Source organism: Polycyclovorans algicola TG408, assembly GCF_000711245.1.
Lineage (GTDB): Bacteria > Pseudomonadota > Gammaproteobacteria > Nevskiales > Nevskiaceae > Polycyclovorans > Polycyclovorans algicola.
In genome coordinates this window covers 1,894,291-1,912,391 of sequence record NZ_JOMH01000001.1, presented here as the reverse complement: position 1 = coordinate 1,912,391, position 18,101 = coordinate 1,894,291, and the positions used below count along the sequence as shown (strand labels likewise).

Genomic DNA, 18,101 nt, shown 5'->3' with positions numbered 1-18,101 from the left:
TAGCTCGGTCCGCAGCGCTAACCCCACACCAGCACCTCAATTGGCGTCGGGTTGTAGGCATTGCAGGGGTTGTTGAGCTGCGGGCAGTTCGAGATCAGCACCAGCACGTCCATGTCGGCCCGCAATTCAACGTACTTGCCGGGCGCCGACACGCCGTCGGCGAAACTCAGCCCGCCGTCGGCGGTGACCGGCACGTTCATGAAGAAGTTGATGTTGGCAGTGAGGTCGCGCTTGTCCAGCCGTCCGTCGTGGGCGATGGCGCGCAGAAAGTTGTCGCGACAACTGTGCATGTGGCCCTTGTCCAGCGCGTAACGCACCCGATTGGACTCCTGCGCGCAGGCGCCGCCGAGGGTGTCGTGACGGCCGCAGGTGTCAGCGGTCACGGTCAGCATGGCGCGGCCCAGGGTGGACATGAGCACCGAGCCGGTGGAGAGGTACACCTGCGCCTGCTGCCGCACCGTGCGCTGGGCGTCGTAGCGCTCGCTCGGGTCAGCCAGGTTGTAGAACAGGGTATCGACCGCCTGATTGCCCTCCAGGTCGAGGATGCGGAAGGTCTGCCCGGCGGTCAGCTCACCCATCCACGCTTCGCCTGCCGAGACGATTTCGCGGCGCGCGGCGTCGGCGGGGTTCTGCGGGCTGTGCTGGAACGTCATTGAAATACTCCTCCGCATTGACACCCCTCGCCCGCCTGCGGGCGCGGGAAAGACGCGCGATGCATTGAAATGTTCACAAGTAATAACGCTCCGTCAGCGTGAGGCCGCGACCGTTTTCCGGGCGGGTATCGCGGCATTTCTGCGTGATGGCCGCCGCGTCGGCACCGTCGAACAGGGTCATGTCCACCGGCTTGGGGGCGTAAGTCGTCGCCGGGTCCAGCGGATGCGGGATGCTGGTGAACACCAGCAGCGTGTCCATGGGCGCGTACAGGTCCACCGCGCTGCCGGCTGCGGAATGCCCCGGTACGAAGCTCAGGTGCGCGGCCTCGTCGCTCGCCAGCTTGCTGAAGAAATTGACGTTCATCGCCAGGTCGCGGCGGGTCAGGCCCCACTTGCCCATTTCCACCAGCAGGTTGTCGTGGCCGTTGCGGACAAAGTCGTTGCGCAGGGTCTGGAAGCTACCGCCGCCATGGCGCGCCCGCACCTCGTCGGCGGTGCTCACGCCGCCGATGGGGTCGTGCCAGTCCAGCGTGTCGGCGGCGATGCACAGCAGCACGCGGCCCATGTCGGAATACAGACAATGCCCGGCGGTGAGCCTCGCGGTGTGCTGGCATTTGAGCGAGTCGGGCAGGTTCAGGCGCTCGGTTTTTTCGTTGGCGTTCCACGCCAGCAGCGCGAGGTTGGCGCCGCCTTCGATATCGGTCAGCCGCAGCAGGCGGCCGCGCCTGAGCACCATCGACGCGTGCGCGCCGCCCGGCAGTGTTTCGCGGTAAAGCAGCTTCACGCCGTAACCTCCTGGCTGGATTCGCTGCGGCGAATCACCTGCTCGGGCAGCACGCGCCGCGCGGCCAGCCGATCCGGGTTCAGTGCAATGTCGTAGGTGATGCGCGCGCCGTAGGCCTCGGGGTGCTGCGGGTCGAGGCGCGGCTTGTCGAACACCAGCAGCCGCGTGCCCAGGGTGAAGCCCTCGGCCAGATCGTGGGTGACCATGAACACCGTCAGCCCGGTCTGCTTCCACAGCGCCAGCAGCAATGCGTGCATGTCTTTGCGAATACCGGGGTCGAGCGCGCCGAAAGGTTCGTCCAGCAACAAAATGCGCGGCTTCATGATTAGCGCTTGGGCAATCGCCAGCCGCTGCTGCATGCCGCCCGACAGCGCGCTGGGGTACAGGTCTCGCGCCGGCCCCAGCCCCACCGATTCCAGCAGTGCATCGGCCCGGTCGCGAGCGCTGCGTCGGGCGCCGCCCCAGAGCCGACCGGCGAAGCGCGACGCGGCCAGTTCCAGCCCCAGCAGCACGTTGTTGCGCACCGTCAGATGCGGAAACACCGAGTACTTCTGGAACACCACCCCGCGCGCGGCGTCAGGCTCGGGCGGAAGCGGCTGGCCATCGAGCAGGATGCGCCCCTGGCTGGGTCGTTCCTGCCCCAGCAACAGGCGCAGGAAGGTGGACTTGCCGCAGCCCGAGGCGCCGACCAGCGAGCAGAACGCACCTTCGTCCACGGCCAGCGACAGGTTTTCGAGCACCACGTGATCGCCGTAGCGCTGCCAGACATGATCGAGCGTCAACAGACTCATCGCCGATCCGCCACGACAAACCACGGGAACAGCCGCTGCGAGGCGCGCCGCAGGCCATAGTCCATGAGCCACGCCAGCAGGGTGATCCACGCCACGTAGGGCAGGATCACGTCCATCGCCAGATAGCGGCGCATCAAGAAGATGCGATAGCCCAACCCGTCGGTGGAGGCGATGGCCTCGGCGGCAATCAGGAACAGCCACGCCGACCCCAGCAGCAGTTGCAGCGAGATCAGCAGCCGCGGCAGAAGCTGCGGCAGGATCACCCGCAATATCAGGGTCCAGGTGTTGGCGCCCAGGGTCTGCGCCTTGATCAGCATTTCGGCCGGAATCTGCCGGGCGTGGCCTTCCAGATCGCGGGCGATGCACGGTGCCACGCCAATCACGATCAGCATGACCTTGGACAGCTCCCCCAGCCCAAACACGATGAACAGCAGCGGCAAGATCGCCAGCGGCGGAATCATCGCCAGCAGCCGCAGCAGCGGCGACAGCGGCGCCGAGAACAACGGGATCGCGCCTGCCGCCACGCCCAGCATCAAGCCCACCACCGCGCTGATGCCCAGGCCCAGACCCAGCCGCTTGAGGCTGGCGGCGGTGTCTTTCCACAGCAGCACGTCACCGGAGCGCGGGTCTTCGCTGAAGGCCATGCGCTCCACCGCGCCGACCATCTGGGTCGGGCTGGGCAGCAGCTTGTCGTTGGGGTTGTCGGCCAGGCGCAGGCTGCTGGCCATCAGGTAAACGGCCAGCAGCAATACGAACGGCAACGCGGCCAGCGACAGCCGCGCGCCGTGCGCGGGAATGCGGTTGATCAGGCGCACGATGCCTCCGCGCCTACAACTTGCCTTCGGCCGCCATGGTGGCGAACGCGTCGGTAAAGCGCAGCTTCACGTTGTTGGTATCGCCGGTGGTTTTTCCACCGGGATAGGCAATGCCCACCACATCGGCATCCTTGGCGCCATCACCGAGCAGGCCGTGGGTGAACGAAAACGCCGCCACTTTTTCCATGGTTTCCGGCAACTCCGGGCTGGCGGCAAAGGCCGCCGCGTCGGCTGCTGCGTAGAACATGCGGGTCGCCGCCAACTGCGCCTCGTAACCGGCCAGGTCAGTCCCCGAGGCCTGCGCCATGTGGGTGCGTGCGGCGACGCCGGCGGCATCGTCCGAGGCCATCAGCGCCATGATTTCATACCACGCCCCGGTCAGCGCCTTGCCCAGTTCGGGGTGGGCCGCCAGGGTTTCGGTGTTGACCACCATCAGGTCGATGATCTCGCCGGGAATCTGGCTGGAGTCGAACACCAGGCTGGACGCGGGTGTCGCCTTGATCTCGGCGAGCAGCGGGTTCCAGGTGACCGCGGCCTGCACGTCGTCGGTGGCGAAGGCGGCCACGATGTCGGCATCGGAGGTGTTGACCACCGAAATGTCGCGCTCGCTGAGGCCTGCGCTTTCCAGCCCGCGCGCCAGCAGATAGTGCGAAACCGACAGTTCCACCAGGTTCACCGGCAAGCCCTTGAGGTCGGCCAGCGATTTGTCGGCACCCTTCAGCACGATGCCGTCGTTGCCGTTGGAGAAGTCGCCCACCACCAGCGCGGTGCTGTCAACGCCGCCCGCAGCGGGAATGGTCAGCGCATCCATGTTGGTCATGGTGCAGCCGTCAAACTGCCCGGCGGTGTACTGGTTGATCGACTCGACGTAGTCGTTGATCTGCACCACCTCGATGCCGATGTCGTATTTGTCGGCCCACTTGGCAACGATGCCTTCGGCGGCGCCAAATTCCCACGGCATCCACCCGGCGTAGATCGTCCAGCAAACCTTGAAGCTGGGTATTTCGGCGGCGGCGGCTTCAACCGGCGCCTCGGCCGGTGGTGGCTCGGCCTTCGAGCAGGCGGCAAGCATGGCAGCGCACCACAGCAGTGCGAACGGGGCCAATCGGGGGCGTGATCCAAACATGGCAAGACCTCAGGTTAGGTGACGGTTACCGGGCAGAGCGCGGGAGTACTCACAGCACAAAGCTGTTGATCTCCCGGGCTTTTATCCCGCCGTGTAACCCCCAACCGGAGGTCGCCGACTCTCGGACCAGCATCCGCAACGCGGACCGGAACCCTAGTCGACCATTGTCATGCGTCAGTCATCTCAAGAGCCAGCAGCGATGCAAGCCCCGCATCTCCTGACACGCCAAAAGCGTGCCAATGTTCAAACGCTCAAGTGCTTGCGGACCAGGTCATCCGACAGCCCGGCGATGGGCCCCTGCGCCACCAGCCGACCCTTGTCGAGAATGCGGAAGTCGGTCGCCACGCGGCGCGCGAACGGCAGCTTCTGCTCGACCAGCAGCACGGTCAGCCCGGTCTCGCGATTGAGGCGAATCAACAGGTCGCCGATCTCGGCGACGATGTTGGGCTGGATGCCTTCGCAGGGTTCGTCAAGGATCAGCAACTTGGGGTTGAACACCAGCGCGCGGCCGATGGCCAGTTGCTGCTGCTGGCCGCCCGACAGGTCACCGCCGCGCCGCCGCAGCATTTTCTTGAGCACCGGAAAGGTCTCGTAAATGGGCTCCAGCGCCGCGCGGTCACGGTCGGGGCGCACGTATACGCCCAGCTGCAGATTCTCTTCCACGGTCAGTTGCGGAAAAATCTCGCGCCCTTGCGGCACGTAGCCAATGCCCAGCCCGGCGCGCTGCTCGGCGGCGCGGCGCAGCAGGTCATCACCGGCAAATTCGATACGCCCCTCGCGGATCGGCAACAGCCCCATCACGCACTTCAGCAGGGTGGTCTTGCCCATGCCGTTGCGGCCCATCAGGCAGGTGATGGAGCCTTCGGTCACGTCGAGGTCCACGTCCCAGAGGATGTGGCTGCCGCCGTAAAACTGCTGGACGCCGCGCGTCTGTAGCAAGGGCTTATTCACCGAGGTACACCCGCCGGACTTCGGCATCGTTCTGCACGTCGTCGATAGAACCCTCTGCCAGCACGCGGCCTTCGTGCAGCACCGTGACCTTGCGCGAAATGGAGCGGACGAAGGCCATGTCGTGCTCCACCACCACCACCGAGCGTTGGCCGGCCAGCGAGGTGAGCAGTTCGGCGGTGCGCTCGGTCTCCTGCGGCGTCATGCCCGCCACCGGCTCGTCGACCAGCAGCAACTGCGGCTCCTGCATCAGCAACATGCCGATCTCCAGCCACTGCTTCTGGCCGTGTGACAGGCTGCCCGCGCGCTGCGTGTGCAGGTCCTGCAAACCGATGATCTCCATCACCTCGGCGATGCGGTCGCGCTGGGGGCCGTCGAGACGGGCAAACAACGTGTGCCACACGCCGCGCTGCCCGGCCAGCGACAGCTCAAGGTTCTCGAACACGCTGTGCTCGGCAAACACCGTGGGCTTCTGGAACTTGCGGCCGATGCCGGCCTGGGCGATGTCGGGCTCGTCCATGCGCAGCAGGTTGAAGGTTTGGCCGAACCAGGCCTGGCCGGCATCGGGCCGGGTCTTGCCGGTGATGACATCCATCATCGTCGTCTTGCCGGCGCCGTTGGGGCCGATGATGCAGCGCAGCTCACCGGCGTCGATGTACAGGGTGAGCGCGTCGAGTGCGCGAAAGCCGTCGAAGCTGACGGTGATGTCTTCCAGATACAAAATGGTGGTGTGGCTGATGTCGACGCGGCTGGGCCGCTCGGTGGGTCGGTTCACAAAGTCGAAGACCTTGTCTCGGCGGGTCAGCTCGTGAACGGTTTCACGAAGGCTCATGCCTTGCCCCCTTTGCGGCGCGACAGCAGACCCACCACACCACGCGGCAGGGCCAGGGTCACCGCCACGAACAGGGTGCCCAGGGCGTATAGCCACACTTCCGGAAAGGCGGTGGTGAACCAGGTCTTGGCGTAATTGACGATGCCCGCACCCAGCGCCGCGCCGTAGAGCGTGCCGCGCCCGCCCACCGCCACCCAGACGACGGCTTCGATGGAGTTGATGGGCGAAAACTCACCGGGATTGATGATGCCCACCTGCGGCACGTACAGCGCGCCGGCGACGCCGGCGAGCATGGCCGAAAAGGTGAACAGCGCCAGCTTGTAATACTCGACCCGATAACCGATGAAGCGGGTGCGGCTTTCGGCGTCGCGGATCGCCTCGATGATGCGACCGAAGCGCGAGCTGGTGATAAACAGGCAGGCCAGATACCCCAGCGTCAGCGCCACCACGGTGGCCAGAAACAACCCGACGCGGGTCGATTGCGCTTGCAGGTTGAAGCCCAGAATGTCCTTGAAATCGGTCAGGCCGTTGTTGCCGCCAAAGCCCATCTCGTTGCGGAAAAACGCCAGCATCAAGGCGTAGGTCATGGCCTGGGTGATGATCGACAGGTACACCCCGCCGACCCGCGAGCGGAACGCCAGCCAGCCAAAGGCGAAGGCCAGCACGCCCGGCGCCAGCAGCACCATCAGCATCGCGAACCAGAACTGGTCAAAACCCCACCAGTACCAGGGCAACGATTCCCAGTTGAGAAACACCATGAAGTCGGGCAGCTCGGCGTTGCCGTAGGTGCCGCGCGTGCCGATCTGGCGCATCAGGTACATGCCCATGGCGTAGCCGCCCAGCGCAAAAAACGCCGTGTGACCCAGGCTGAGAATGCCGCAGTAGCCCCAGATCAGGTCGATGGCAATGGCCAGCAGCGCGTAGCTGAGGTACTTGCCGAGCAGGGTCACCCAATAGTCGGGCAGGTGCAGCGGCGAGTCGGGCGAGACGCCGAGATTGAGTAGCGGCACCACCACCGCCAGCAGCGCCATGACCGCCAGGAAAATGGCGCCGCCGCGACCGCCCATCAACAGGGTTCTGGGCGTCATCAGTGGCCCTCCGCCGCGCGGCCTTTTTGCGGGAACAGGCCTTTCGGACGACGCTGGATGAACAGAATCAGCGCCACCAGCACCAGAATTTTCGCCATCACCGCACCGGCGGCGGGCTCCAGCAGCTTGTTGAGCACGCCCAGGGTCAGGCCGCTGATCAGCGTGCCCCACAGATTGCCGACGCCGCCGAACACCACCACCATGAACGAATCGACGATGTAGGCCTGCCCCAGGTTCGGCCCCACGTTGGTGAGCTGCGACAGCGCCACCCCGGCAATGCCGGCGATGCCGGACCCCAGCCCGAACGTCATGGCGTCAACCCGCGCGGTACGCACGCCCATTGCCTTGGCCATGGCGCGGTTCTGTGACACGGCGCGCACCTTCAGGCCCAACGAGGTGCGGTTCATCACCAGCAGCAGAAGCGCGAACACAATCAGCATGAACACCACAATCGCCAGGCGGTTGTAGGTCACCGAAAACAGATCGTTGATCTGCCACAAACCCTGCATCCACTCGGGCGAGGTCACCGAGCGGTTCAGCGGCGAAAAGATGGAGCGCACCACCTGTTGCAGGATCAGCGAAATGCCGAAGGTGGCGAGCAGGGTTTCCAGCGGCCGCCCGTACAAGAAGCGAATCACCCCACGCTCGATGGCCACGCCGACCAGACCTGACACGACAAATGCGGCGGGAATGGCCAGCACCAGCGCCAGGCCGATGTGGTTGGGCAGCAGCAGTTGCATCACGTAGGTGGTGTAGGCGCCGAGCATGATCAGCTCGCCGTGCGCCATGTTGATGACGCCCATCACCCCAAAGCTGATCGCCAGACCAATGGCCGCCAGCACCAGCACCGAGCCCAGTGACAGCCCGAAGAACAGGGTTTCAAGCCCGCCGTAGATTTCGCGCCAGCCATCGATGCTGGTCACCACCTTGGCCGCTGCCGCGCGGACCTCGGCATCGGCTTCGTTGGCCGGGTCAGCCAGGGGTTTGACGCGGTTGTAAACCAGATTGCGGTGCTCGCCATCGAGCACGGTGATGGCCGCCAGACGCATTGCCGCATCGTCGGCGTTCAACTGGTCCACGGCCAGGGCGATGTCAATTTCGCGGCGCACGGCCGCGTCGTCATCGCCGGCCTGCTGGACGATGAGCAGCGCCCGCACGTCGTCATCAAGATCACCGCTAAGCGCGCGCACGGCGGACAGCCGGACGGCGGCGTCAGGGTCAGCAAGGTCAAACTGCGCCAGCGCCGTTTTCAGCGCGGCACGAAGGCTGTTGTTGGTGCGGATGCGGTCGCGAGACGTTAGCGTGGCATCGGCGGTTTGCAGCGTGAGGGCATCGCGCCATTGCGGGTCGGCGTCGTCATCGGCATTGGGCTCGGCGATAAAGACCCCCGCCTCGTTGGCATAGAGCCGGTTGTCGAGCAGCGCTTCGATCAACGGCCGGGCATGCGCATGACCCCGCCGAACCAGTTCGCCGACGATTTCGGCCTTGACCCTGAAGTTTGCCTCGGGCAGCGCTTGCACTGCATCGGCGTAGTCAAAGTCGGCCTCGGCCTCGGCCTCGGCGACAACGTCCGGGGTCACCGCCTGGGCAGCGCCCACCAGCAGCGCCAGTAACAGCGCGGCCAGCCAACGGTGCAGGGGTGGAAACAGGAAACGGGTCATGGTGATCCTGGTTGGGTCAGTCATCAACAAGGCTAGAAAAGCGTTCAACGCAAAGGCGCAAAGAGCAAAACAAAGGACGCAAAGAAATTCGATGTGAAAGAACCGCCATCACCTTCTTTTCTCTGCGTCCTCTGCTTCATCGCCATCCTCTGTGCCTCTGTGTTGAATGCTTTTGATCGCCAAACACAGTCGAAAACGTCGCGTCGGCTCAGAAGTTCTGACCCGAGCATTCCTTGGTCTCGGTGTTGTAGTTGCCGCACTTCAGGTCCACCCAGTCGGCTTCGATCGGCTTGCTGGCCGGCAGAAAGTCGGACCACGCGTCGCCCGGCACGGTGCCGTCGGTTTCCCAGACCACGTCGAACTGGCCGTCGGCGTTGATCTCGCCAATCAGCACCGGCTTGGTGATGTGGTGATTGGGCAGCATCTTGGCCACGCCGCCGGTGAGGTTCGGCGTTTCCAGGCCCGGAAGTGCGGTCAGCACCTTGTCAACATCGGTGGTGCCGGCCTTCTCGACCGCCTGCGCCCAGAGGTTGAAGCCGACGTAATGCGCTTCCATGGGGTCGTTGGTAACGCGCTTTTCGCTCTTGATGAACGCCTGCCATTTCTCGATAAAGGCCGCGTTCTCGGGCGTGTCGACGCTCATGAAGTAGTTCCAGGCAGCCAGGTGGCCGACCAGCGGACCGGTGTCGATGCCGGAAAGCTCTTCCTCACCCACCGAGAAGGCGACCACCGGAATGTCCTCGGCCGAAATCTTCTGGTTGCCCAGCTCCTTGTAGAAGGGCACGTTAGCGTCGCCATTGATGGTCGAGACCACCGCCGTCTTTTTGCCGGTAGAGCCAAAGGCCTTGATCTCGGAGACGATGCCCTGCCAGTCGGAATGTCCGAACGGCGTGTAGTTGACCATGATGTCCTCGGGCTTCACGCCTTTGGCCTGCAGGTAGGCTTCGAGAATCTTGTTGGTGGTGCGCGGGTAGACGTAGTCGGTGCCGGCCAGCACCCAACGCTCCACTTCAAGATCGTTCATCAGGTAATCGACCGCCGGAATTGCCTGCTGGTTGGGCGCGGCGCCGGTGTAGATCACGTTCTTCGAGGACTCTTCGCCCTCGTACTGCACCGGGTAGAACAGCAGGCCGTTCAGCTCTTCGAACACCGGCAGCACGCTCTTGCGTGACACCGAGGTCCAGCAGCCGAACACCACGTCGACCTTGTCCTTGGCCAGCAGCTCGCGGGCACGTTCGGCAAACAGCGGCCAGTTGGAGGCCGGGTCGACGACAACAGCTTCCAGCTGCTTGCCGAGCAGGCCGCCCTTCTTGTTCTGCTCCTCGACCAGCATCAGGACGGTGTCCTTCAGCGTGGTTTCGGAGATGGCCATCGTGCCGGAGAGCGAATGCAGCACGCCGACCTTGATGGTGTCTGCGGCCTGTGCGGCCAAACTGATGCCCAGCATCGCCGGGGCGAGAATTGCGGCGCCAAGGGCGCGATTGAATGTGCGTCGTTTCATGGAAATACTCCTGATCACGGTGTGGTGTCGGCTCAAATCTGCAGTTGCAGACCGAGGCCAATCTGGCTGAAGTCGGCAGCTGCACTGCCATCAAACGAGGTGTCGATGTAAAACAGGCTGATGCGCGCGGCAGCACCCTTGATGACGTAGTTGAGGTTGAACTCGGTCGTGTCACGGTCGATGTCCGGCCCGGCGGTTTCGTAAGTGTTGGCGGCGAACTTGCCGAGCACCTGGAACTTGCCGATACCCACGACTTGCGGAAACAGGTAAGACCCCAGCGCGAAGAAGCCGCTGCTTTCGGTGAACGCATCGGGAATGCCATAGCCGCCCGCCGCGCCTTCGTAACTGGCGTACTCACCTTCCAGGGACACCACGCCGCCACCGGCGAGCTTCTTCTCCATCAGTGCATCAAAGGTCACGGCGGTGTCGCCGCTGACGCTGTGGCCGACCAGACCGAAGGAGAGAATGTCCTTCTCGCCGTAGTACGTGCCGTTCAGGTAGTAGCCGGACTCGATATCCCACAGGCTGATGTGCAGACGCCCGGCAAACATCACGTCACTGGGCTCGGCGCCGCCGGCCTTGGTGGAGGGCACGTCAAACACGCCGGCTGACACCTTGAGGCGGTCAAAGTCACCCCAGTACGCCACACCGTCGTTCCGGCCGGCGGCGACGAAGGGAAAGCCATCCTGAATGCCATCGATGGCGAAGTTCCAGGCATTACCGAAGTAAGCACCGTGCAGGTTGGCGCGGTCACTGGGAGGCAGAAAGCGGCCGGCCCAGATGTTCATCTGCGGTGAAAACTCGAACTGACCAATGGCATCGATGACGGTGGTGTCACCCGAAACCCCGTCGTAGGCCACCGTAAAGTTGAGCTTGATCAACTCGGTTACCGAGGTGCCGATATGCAGCTCGGCGTTACGGAAGTTGAAGTCGTTCACGTCGTCGGCCACGCCGTCAACCTCGGTGCTGGTGAAGTCCGCCCGCGACCACAGGCCCACCGACACCGGCGGCAGCGTAATTTCGGCGGCCTGCGCCAGCGTTGCCAATCCAAACAGCGGCAAGCCCGCTGCCCTCGCCCAGGCTTTCGCTCGGGGTGCCGCGGTGATGTTGTGCTTCATGCGAAATCTCCCAATGTGTGGAACAAACGTCCGGCGGTTGCCGATAACGCCAATCTCCCCTGCGGTAACGCTTTCATTCCGGACCTCTGCGGGCCGTGTGCAGCATGTGAACGGTGATCTTGCGAACCTCCGCCTTGCTTTCGTCGATGTGGGTTTTCAGCAGCAACTGGCTCTGGTCGGCGCGGCGTTGCAGCACGGCGCGAAGAATCTTTCCGTGCTCGGTGTAGGTGGCGTCGATGCGCGGCCCCTTGGTGAAGTCCAGGCGGCGGATGATGCGAATGCGCTCGGTCACTGCGTGGTGCATCTGCGCCATTTCGAGGTTGCCGGTGGCCTCGACCAGCATCTCGTGGAAGCGCTCGTCCAACTGTGAAACGGTGGCGCCATCGCTGAGACGCTCGCCCGCCGACACCAGCCAGATCCGCTTCAGGTCCTCGAGCGTGGCCGGCGGCGCTTCGAGCTCACAGAGGCGCTTCACGGCGGCGGTCTCGATGATGATGCGCACGTCGTAAAGGTCTTCGAACGACTTGAAATCGAACGGCCGAATCTGCCAGCCGCTGCGGTACAGCACGTCGACATAGCCTTCGCGTTGCAGGCGAAACAGCGCCTCGCGCACCGGCGTGCGACTGGCCTGCACCCGCTCGGCAATCTCGTTCTCGCTGAAGCGATCACCCGGCAGCAGGCGGAACTCGAAGATGTCCTGCTTGAGCTGGTTGTAGATGCGGTCGGCCAGATTTTCGCCACGGTCCTTGCCGCGGCGGATGGGGCTGATCTTGTTGGTATCCATGGGCGCGGCCTCCTCAGACCGACTCGACAAACAGCAGGGCGTCGCCGGCATTGACCGGCCGACCGGCCTGGCAGCACAGCGCGGTGACCACGCCGTCAGCGGGTGCCGACACGGTGAATTCCATCTTCATGGCTTCGACGATCAGCAGCGGGTCACCGGCCTTGACGGTTTGCCCCGCCTCCACCAGCAACTTCCAGATGTTGCCGCTGATGTCGGCCAGCACCGGCTCGCCCGCGGCGTCATCGACGGCCAGCACCGGTGGTTCGGGAATCACGTCGGGCGACAGCGAGGCGTCGGCCTGCCAGCGCGCCACTTCCTCGGCGTATGCGACCTGCTGGCGCTGCTTGAACGCGGCGATGCTGGCGGCGTTATCGGCCAGGAAACGCTCGTGCGCGGCGAGGTCGAACACCGTTTCGGTGATATCCGGCAGCAGGCGCCCGTGGCGAAAGTCGTCGCGCATCTGCGTGAGTTTGGCTTCGCTGACTTCGTAGTACTGCACCTGGTCAAAGAACTTCAGCAGCCACGGCTCGCCGTTTTCGAACGCGCGGTTCTTGAGGAAGGTGTTCCAGATCGGCAGCGTGCGGCCAATCAGCTGATAGCCGCCGGGCGAGTCCATGCCGTAAATGCACATGTACACGCCGCCGATGCCCACCGTGCCTTCGGCGGTGTAGGTGCGGGCCGGGTTGTACTTGGAGGTGAGCAGGCGATGCCGCGGGTCCACCGGCACCGCGCAGGGCGCGCCCAGATACACATCGCCCAGACCCAGCACCATGTACGAGGTGTCGAACACGGTCTGACGCACGGTGTCGACCGAGTCCAGACCGTTGATGCGGCGCATGAATTCGACGTTGCTCGGCAGCCAAGGTGCGGTGTCGCGGACGGATTGGCGGTAGCGCGCCACCGCGTCCAAGGTTGCCGAGTCCTGCCAGGCCATGGGCAGGCGGACGATGCGCGACGGCACCTTCAGGTCCGCGGCGTCCGGCAAGCCCTGCTCCAAGGCCAGCAAGGTGTCGACCAGCGTCTGCTGCGCAATCACCCGGCTGTCGTACTGAATCTGCAGCGAGCGCACGCCCGGCGCCAGTTCCAGAATGCCCGGCACCGGATCGGCCTTGAGCACCTGCATCAGCGCGTAGATGCGCAGCCGCAGGCGCAGGTCCAGCACCATCTCGCCGTATTCCAGCAACAGGTACTTGTCACCAGCCTGACGGTAGGACACCTGCGGTCGCGAACCCTCGGCGGGCAGCTCGGCGACGACACAGTCCGACACCGTGGCTTCGACGGAAGGTCGGTCTGTAGGTCGGTCTGTAGGTCGGGCTTCAGCCCGACACCCAAACTCCGATGTCGGGCTGAAGCCCGACCCACAATCGGTCAGCTTTTCAATGGCCCGATCTTGCGCCCGTTCCAGCGCCAGCGCTTCGTCGAAATCCATCCGCTTGAAGCGGATGCGATCACCCGGCTTCACCTGGCCGATCTTCCACAGCTCGGCCTTGGCAATGGTCACCGGGCAGACAAAGCCGCCGAGGCTGGGGCCGTCGCGCGTCAGGATCACCGGCATGTCGCCGGTAAAGTTCACCGAGCCGATGGCGTACTCGGTGTCGTGCACGTTGGACGGGTGCAGCCCGGCTTCACCGCCATCGGTGCGCGCCCACTCGGGCTTGGGGCCCACCAGCCGCACGCCAAGGCGGTTGGAGTTGTAGTGCACCTCAAAGTCGGTGTCGAAAAAGGTCTTGATCGACGCTTCGGTGAAGAAATCCGGCGCACCGTGCGGGCCGTACAGCACGCCCACGGTCCAGTGGTTTTCGTAGTGAGGAATCAGCGCAGTCGGCGCAGCAATCGCCGCCGCCAGGAGAGTGGAAATCGTCGTCGCAGACTGCGCCGACTGGCTGATGGGGAGCAGGTCACCGGCGCGCAGCGGCCGCCCGGCGTGTCCGCCGAAAGCACCCAGCGCAAAGGTGGCCCGCGAACCGAGGTAGACCGGCACGTCAATGCCACCGGCCACTGCAAGATAAGTTCGGCAGCCTTCACTGGCCTTGCCGATTTTCAGCACCTGCCCGGCCGTGACGGCCAGCGGCGCCCAGAAGGTCACCGTCGCGCCGTCCAGCGTCGCGGGTGTCGGCGCGCCGGTCAGGGCAATGACCGCGTCGCTGTGAAAGCGCAGCGTCGGCCCGAGGATGGTGCACTCCAGACCCGCCGCGTCGCTGCCATTGCCGACCAGCCGGTTCGCGAGCCTGAATGCGTAGTCGTCCATCGGCCCGGAAGGCGGCACGCCCACATTCCAGTAGCCGACGCGGCCGGGGTAATCCTGCACGGTGGAGTAGGTGCCGGGTTCGACCACTTCGATCACCGGCGCGGCGAACTGGAAGGTATCGAGCAGCCGGGTGAACACCTCGCCCTTGGCGAAGGCCGGGCTGTCAATGATCTGCCGCAGGTAGCTCAGGTTGGTGGCAATGCCCGACAGCCGCGTTGCCGCCAGCGCGGCTTTCATCTTGGCCAGGGCATCGGCGCGGTCGCGGCCGTGCACGATCAGCTTGGCAATCATCGGGTCGTAATGCGGCGTGACCTCGGTGCCGGCTTCCACCCAGCCGTCGAGCCGCACGTTGTCGGGGAACACCGCTTCGGTGAGCACGCCGGGCGAGGGCTGGAAGTTGCGCACCGGGTCTTCGGCGTAGATCCGCACTTCCATGGCCGCGCCCTTGGGCTGGGCCGTGAAGTTGGCGAGATCAGGCGGCTCGCCAGCGGCGGTGCGGATCATCCAGTCGACGAGGTCCACGCCGGTGCAGGCCTCGGTGATGGGGTGCTCCACCTGCAGACGGGTGTTGACTTCGAGGAAGTAAAAATCGTCGCGCGTGCCGTCGTAGATGAACTCCACGGTGCCGGCGTTGGCATAGCCCACCGACTCGCCCAGGCGCACGGCGGCATCAAGCAAAGCGGTGCGCGTGGCGACCGGCAGATTCGGCGCCGGGGTTTCTTCCACCACCTTCTGGTTGCGACGTTGCAGGGAACAGTCGCGTTCGCCGAGCGCCACCACCCTGCCCTGGCCATCACCAAAAATCTGCACTTCGACGTGGCGCGCGTTCTCGACGTAGCGCTCCAAGAACACGCCGCTGTCACTGAAAAAGTTCTGCCCCTGGCGCTGCACGGTTTCGAAGGCGGCGACCAGTGCAGCCTCGTCGTCGCAACGCGTCAGACCGATGCCGCCGCCGCCTGCCGTGGACTTGAGCATCAGTGGATAGCCGAGCCGCGTGGCCTGCGCCACGGCTTCATCCAGATCGGCGAGCAGGCCGGTGCCGGGCGTCAGCGGCACCCCGGCGGCTTCGGCCAGTGCCCGCGCCTCATGCTTGAGGCCAAAGCGGCGAATCTGGTCGGGCGTGGGGCCGACGAACACCAGACCGGCCTGGGCACAGGCATCGGCAAACGCGGTGTTCTCAGACAGAAATCCGTAACCCGGAATGATGGCCTGTGCGCCGGTCGCCAGCGCCGCAGCAATCACCTTGTCGCCGCGCAGATAGCTCTCGGCGGGTGCCTTGCCGCCCAAGGCCACGGCCTCGTCGGCGGCCGTGACGTGCAGGCTGTTGCGGTCGGCGTCCGAGTACACCGCCACACTGGCCACGCCCATGGTCTTGAGCGTGCGGGCAATGCGCACGGCAATCTCACCGCGGTTGGCAATCAGCACCTTGTCAAACATGCGCGGTCTCCCGGGTTTGGGCCGCAGCACGCTCGGCGGCCATGAAGGCACGCCAGCCGCCAAATTCGGTGATGTCGCGGGCGCCCTCGGTGGCCCAGCTTTCGCAGATGAAACCCTTCACCTCACGGCCGTCGGCGAGGGCCAAGGTACCGATGCCCAGCGGCGCGGGAATCAGCGCCACGAACGAACCGAAGGCTTCGGTCGGCATGTCCCACAGTTCCACTTCAATGGGCGCCCCTTCGGCACCGCGCACCAAACCCGGCTTGGGCGGCACCGTGCCGGGCAGCGCGTAGAAGCGGTAGTTGCTGGCGGTGTGGGTTTTCTCGACCAACACGGCGCTGCGCTCGGTGAGCTGAAAATTGAGCGGCATGCCGCTGAGGTGGGCGCCGACCACGGCCAGGCGCACGGTCGCCGGGCCGGCGGCCATCGGCCACGTGGCGGGCGGTGCCGGCAGGCGCCCGCTGGTGCCCAGGGTCCATGGCATCTGCCGCTGCCAGCGCAGGCCCAGTTCAGCCAGTGCGCGGTCACTCCAGGCGGGACCGATCAAGGTCACGCCGGTGGGCAAGCCGTCATCACGGAAGCCGGCGGGCAGGGCCAGCGCGCAGGCGTCCATGAGGTTCACGAAGTTGGTGTAAGTGCCGAGTCGCGTGTTCAGCCCAACCGGATTGGCCGCGACCGCGTCTTGCGTGTAAATCGTGGGCGTGGTCGGCACCAGCAGCGCATCGACGGACTGCATCAAATGCTGCGCGGCACGGGTGTGCTCGGCGCGCTGGTATTCGGCCTTGAAGGCGTCCACCGCGGTATAGCCTTCGGCGCGCTGGATGATGCTGCGTACCACCGGGTCCATCACGCCCTCACCCGCCTGGATGAAGTCTTCGATGGCGGCGTAGCGCTCGGCTATCCACGGCCCGTCGTAGAGCAAGGCGGCCAGCGCCAGCAGCGGGGCGAAGTCCAGCGGCACCAACTTGGCGCCCAGCGCGCGAAAGCCGTCACAGGCCTTGTCAAAGGCGACCGCCGCTTGCGCATCGCCAAAGAACTCCGGCTTTGCCGGGATACCGAGCGTGGGTATCGCAGCGAAACGCTTTGCCGCAAAGGCGGCCGGCGCCGAGCGGGCATAGGGGTCTTGAGCGTCGTAATGGCCCAGGACCCTGGCGATCAGGTCGGCATCGCTGACGGTCTGGGCGAACACCGACACGCAATCCAGCGACCGGCAGGCAGGCACCACACCGCCGGTGCTGAACCATCCGCGTGTCGGCTTGAGGCCTACGATGTTGTTAAACGCTGCAGGCACCCGGCCTGACCCGGCGGTGTCGGTGCCCAGTGAGAACGCGGCGATGCCACGCGCCACCAGCGACGCCGAGCCGGAGCTGGAGCCGCCACTGATGTAAGTCGGATCAAACGGATTGGGCACCGCCCCGTAAGGCGAACGCACGCCCACCAGGCCGGTCGCAAACTGGTCGAGATTGGCCTTGCCGAGCAGGATGGCGCCAGCATCGATCAGGTGCTGCACAGCCGGTGCGGTGGTTTTGGCGGTAAAGGCGAAGTCCGAGCACGCCGCGGTGGTCGGCAGCCCGGCGATGTCGATGTTGTCCTTGACCACGAACGGCACGCCGAACAGTGGAAAACCGTCGAGATTGCCGCCCGCTTCGGCAAGCCGTTGTTGCAGCGCCCGCGCCTGCGCTGCCCAGGCGTCCGGACCGAGGCGCAGAATCCAGGCACTGTCGTCGGGCTGAACCAGCGCGGCAAGCGATTGCAGCGCCGCTTCCAGCGTCAACCCTTGCTGGTAGGCCTGTTGCCACTCTGGGATCGTCAAATGCGTCACGTTTGGTCTTGAGCACTGTCTTGTGTACAAGAAGGTGCACAGCAAAGCCCGTGCCAACCCGCGTCGTCGCCGGCCGCGCACCACGACGCGCTGATCATCGTCGCAACTTCAATGGGTTAGCACGTCACCCCGGGATCAATGCCGAGCCGTCACCCCGATGCGGAGACGGGGCGCACTGCACTGGGATCGCGCACCATTGGAATGCGCGCTATCTCTTTTGGTGCCGCAGCCGCGATTCAAGCCGCCGGGCCGTGCCGCTTCTGAGCGAGCCACGCCAACGCGCCGAGATCGGTCTGGACCCTCGAATGACCGCGCCCGTGCCGGCAGCGCCAGTGGTGCCAGTCCCTGAAGCGGCGGGGTACGATCAACCCTGCCCCGACGGTATCGGTTTGCGCCGTCATCAATTCGTCATTGGCAGCTCTCACCCTGCAGTCCTGTCACGTGCTGCAGGTGACGACCTCCATTTGAACCGCGCGTCGCCAGACGCTTGACC

14 protein-coding genes and 1 riboswitch are annotated in these 18,101 nt (G+C 65.0%); all 14 genes read right to left on the bottom strand.

The features are described from left to right. Window positions 1-17: 17 nt before the first annotated feature. Window positions 18-653 (bottom strand): urea amidolyase associated protein UAAP2, encoded by a 636-nt coding sequence (locus U741_RS0109125; protein WP_052378659.1) that lies wholly within the window; start codon window positions 651-653, stop codon window positions 18-20. Window positions 654-726: 73 nt separating this feature from the next. Next, the gene (locus U741_RS0109120; RefSeq protein WP_029890169.1) at window positions 727-1,437 is read right to left on the bottom strand and encodes an urea amidolyase associated protein UAAP1; all 711 of its coding nucleotides are present in this window, start codon (window positions 1,435-1,437) and stop codon (window positions 727-729) included. After that, window positions 1,434-2,228, bottom strand: a complete 795-nt coding sequence (locus tag U741_RS0109115; protein ID WP_043110247.1) for an ABC transporter ATP-binding protein — start codon at window positions 2,226-2,228, stop codon at window positions 1,434-1,436. Before U741_RS0109115 ends, U741_RS0109120 begins: the two co-directional genes overlap by 4 nt. After that, window positions 2,225-3,043 carry an ABC transporter permease gene (locus U741_RS0109110; RefSeq protein ID WP_029890167.1) on the bottom strand — a complete coding sequence of 273 codons (819 nt, stop codon included), beginning with the start codon at window positions 3,041-3,043 and terminating at the stop codon, window positions 2,225-2,227. Before U741_RS0109110 ends, U741_RS0109115 begins: the two co-directional genes overlap by 4 nt. 13 nt (window positions 3,044-3,056) lie before the next feature. Further along, the gene (locus tag U741_RS0109105; protein ID WP_052379003.1) at window positions 3,057-4,115 is read right to left on the bottom strand and encodes a putative urea ABC transporter substrate-binding protein; all 1,059 of its coding nucleotides are present in this window, start codon (window positions 4,113-4,115) and stop codon (window positions 3,057-3,059) included. A gap of 122 nt (window positions 4,116-4,237) precedes the next feature. Then, a riboswitch (guanidine-I (ykkC/yxkD leader) is annotated at window positions 4,238-4,337 on the bottom strand. Window positions 4,338-4,412: 75 nt separating this feature from the next. Continuing rightward, complete coding sequence (urtE, locus tag U741_RS0109100) at window positions 4,413-5,108, bottom strand: urea ABC transporter ATP-binding subunit UrtE (RefSeq protein ID WP_029890165.1); 696 nt, start codon at window positions 5,106-5,108, stop codon at window positions 4,413-4,415. A gap of 4 nt (window positions 5,109-5,112) precedes the next feature. After that, window positions 5,113-5,949, bottom strand: coding sequence for an urea ABC transporter ATP-binding protein UrtD (gene urtD, locus U741_RS0109095; RefSeq protein WP_029890164.1), 837 nt, complete (start codon window positions 5,947-5,949; stop codon window positions 5,113-5,115). Next, on the bottom strand, window positions 5,946-7,037 hold the full coding sequence (urtC, locus tag U741_RS0109090) for an urea ABC transporter permease subunit UrtC (protein ID WP_029890163.1): 1,092 nt from the start codon (window positions 7,035-7,037) through the stop codon (window positions 5,946-5,948). Before urtC ends, urtD begins: the two co-directional genes overlap by 4 nt. Further along, complete coding sequence (gene urtB / locus U741_RS0109085; protein ID WP_052378658.1) at window positions 7,037-8,698, bottom strand: urea ABC transporter permease subunit UrtB; 1,662 nt, start codon at window positions 8,696-8,698, stop codon at window positions 7,037-7,039. The genes urtC and urtB overlap by 1 nt, the downstream gene beginning before the upstream one ends. Window positions 8,699-8,906: 208 nt before the next feature. After that, window positions 8,907-10,145 carry an urea ABC transporter substrate-binding protein gene (urtA, locus tag U741_RS0109080; protein ID WP_301331323.1) on the bottom strand — a complete coding sequence of 413 codons (1,239 nt, stop codon included), beginning with the start codon at window positions 10,143-10,145 and terminating at the stop codon, window positions 8,907-8,909. Window positions 10,146-10,231: 86 nt separating this feature from the next. Next, window positions 10,232-11,317 (bottom strand): hypothetical protein, encoded by a 1,086-nt coding sequence (locus U741_RS0109075; protein ID WP_029890160.1) that lies wholly within the window; start codon window positions 11,315-11,317, stop codon window positions 10,232-10,234. A gap of 73 nt (window positions 11,318-11,390) precedes the next feature. Next, window positions 11,391-12,101, bottom strand: coding sequence for a GntR family transcriptional regulator (locus U741_RS0109070; protein WP_029890159.1), 711 nt, complete (start codon window positions 12,099-12,101; stop codon window positions 11,391-11,393). Between the two features lie 13 nt (window positions 12,102-12,114). Further along, entirely contained in the window at window positions 12,115-15,786 is a 3,672-nt protein-coding gene (uca, locus tag U741_RS0109065) for an urea carboxylase (RefSeq protein WP_029890158.1), read from the bottom strand. After that, complete coding sequence (gene atzF / locus U741_RS0109060) at window positions 15,779-17,608, bottom strand: allophanate hydrolase (protein ID WP_029890157.1); 1,830 nt, start codon at window positions 17,606-17,608, stop codon at window positions 15,779-15,781. The genes uca and atzF overlap by 8 nt, the downstream gene beginning before the upstream one ends. Window positions 17,609-18,101 lie beyond the last annotated feature (493 nt).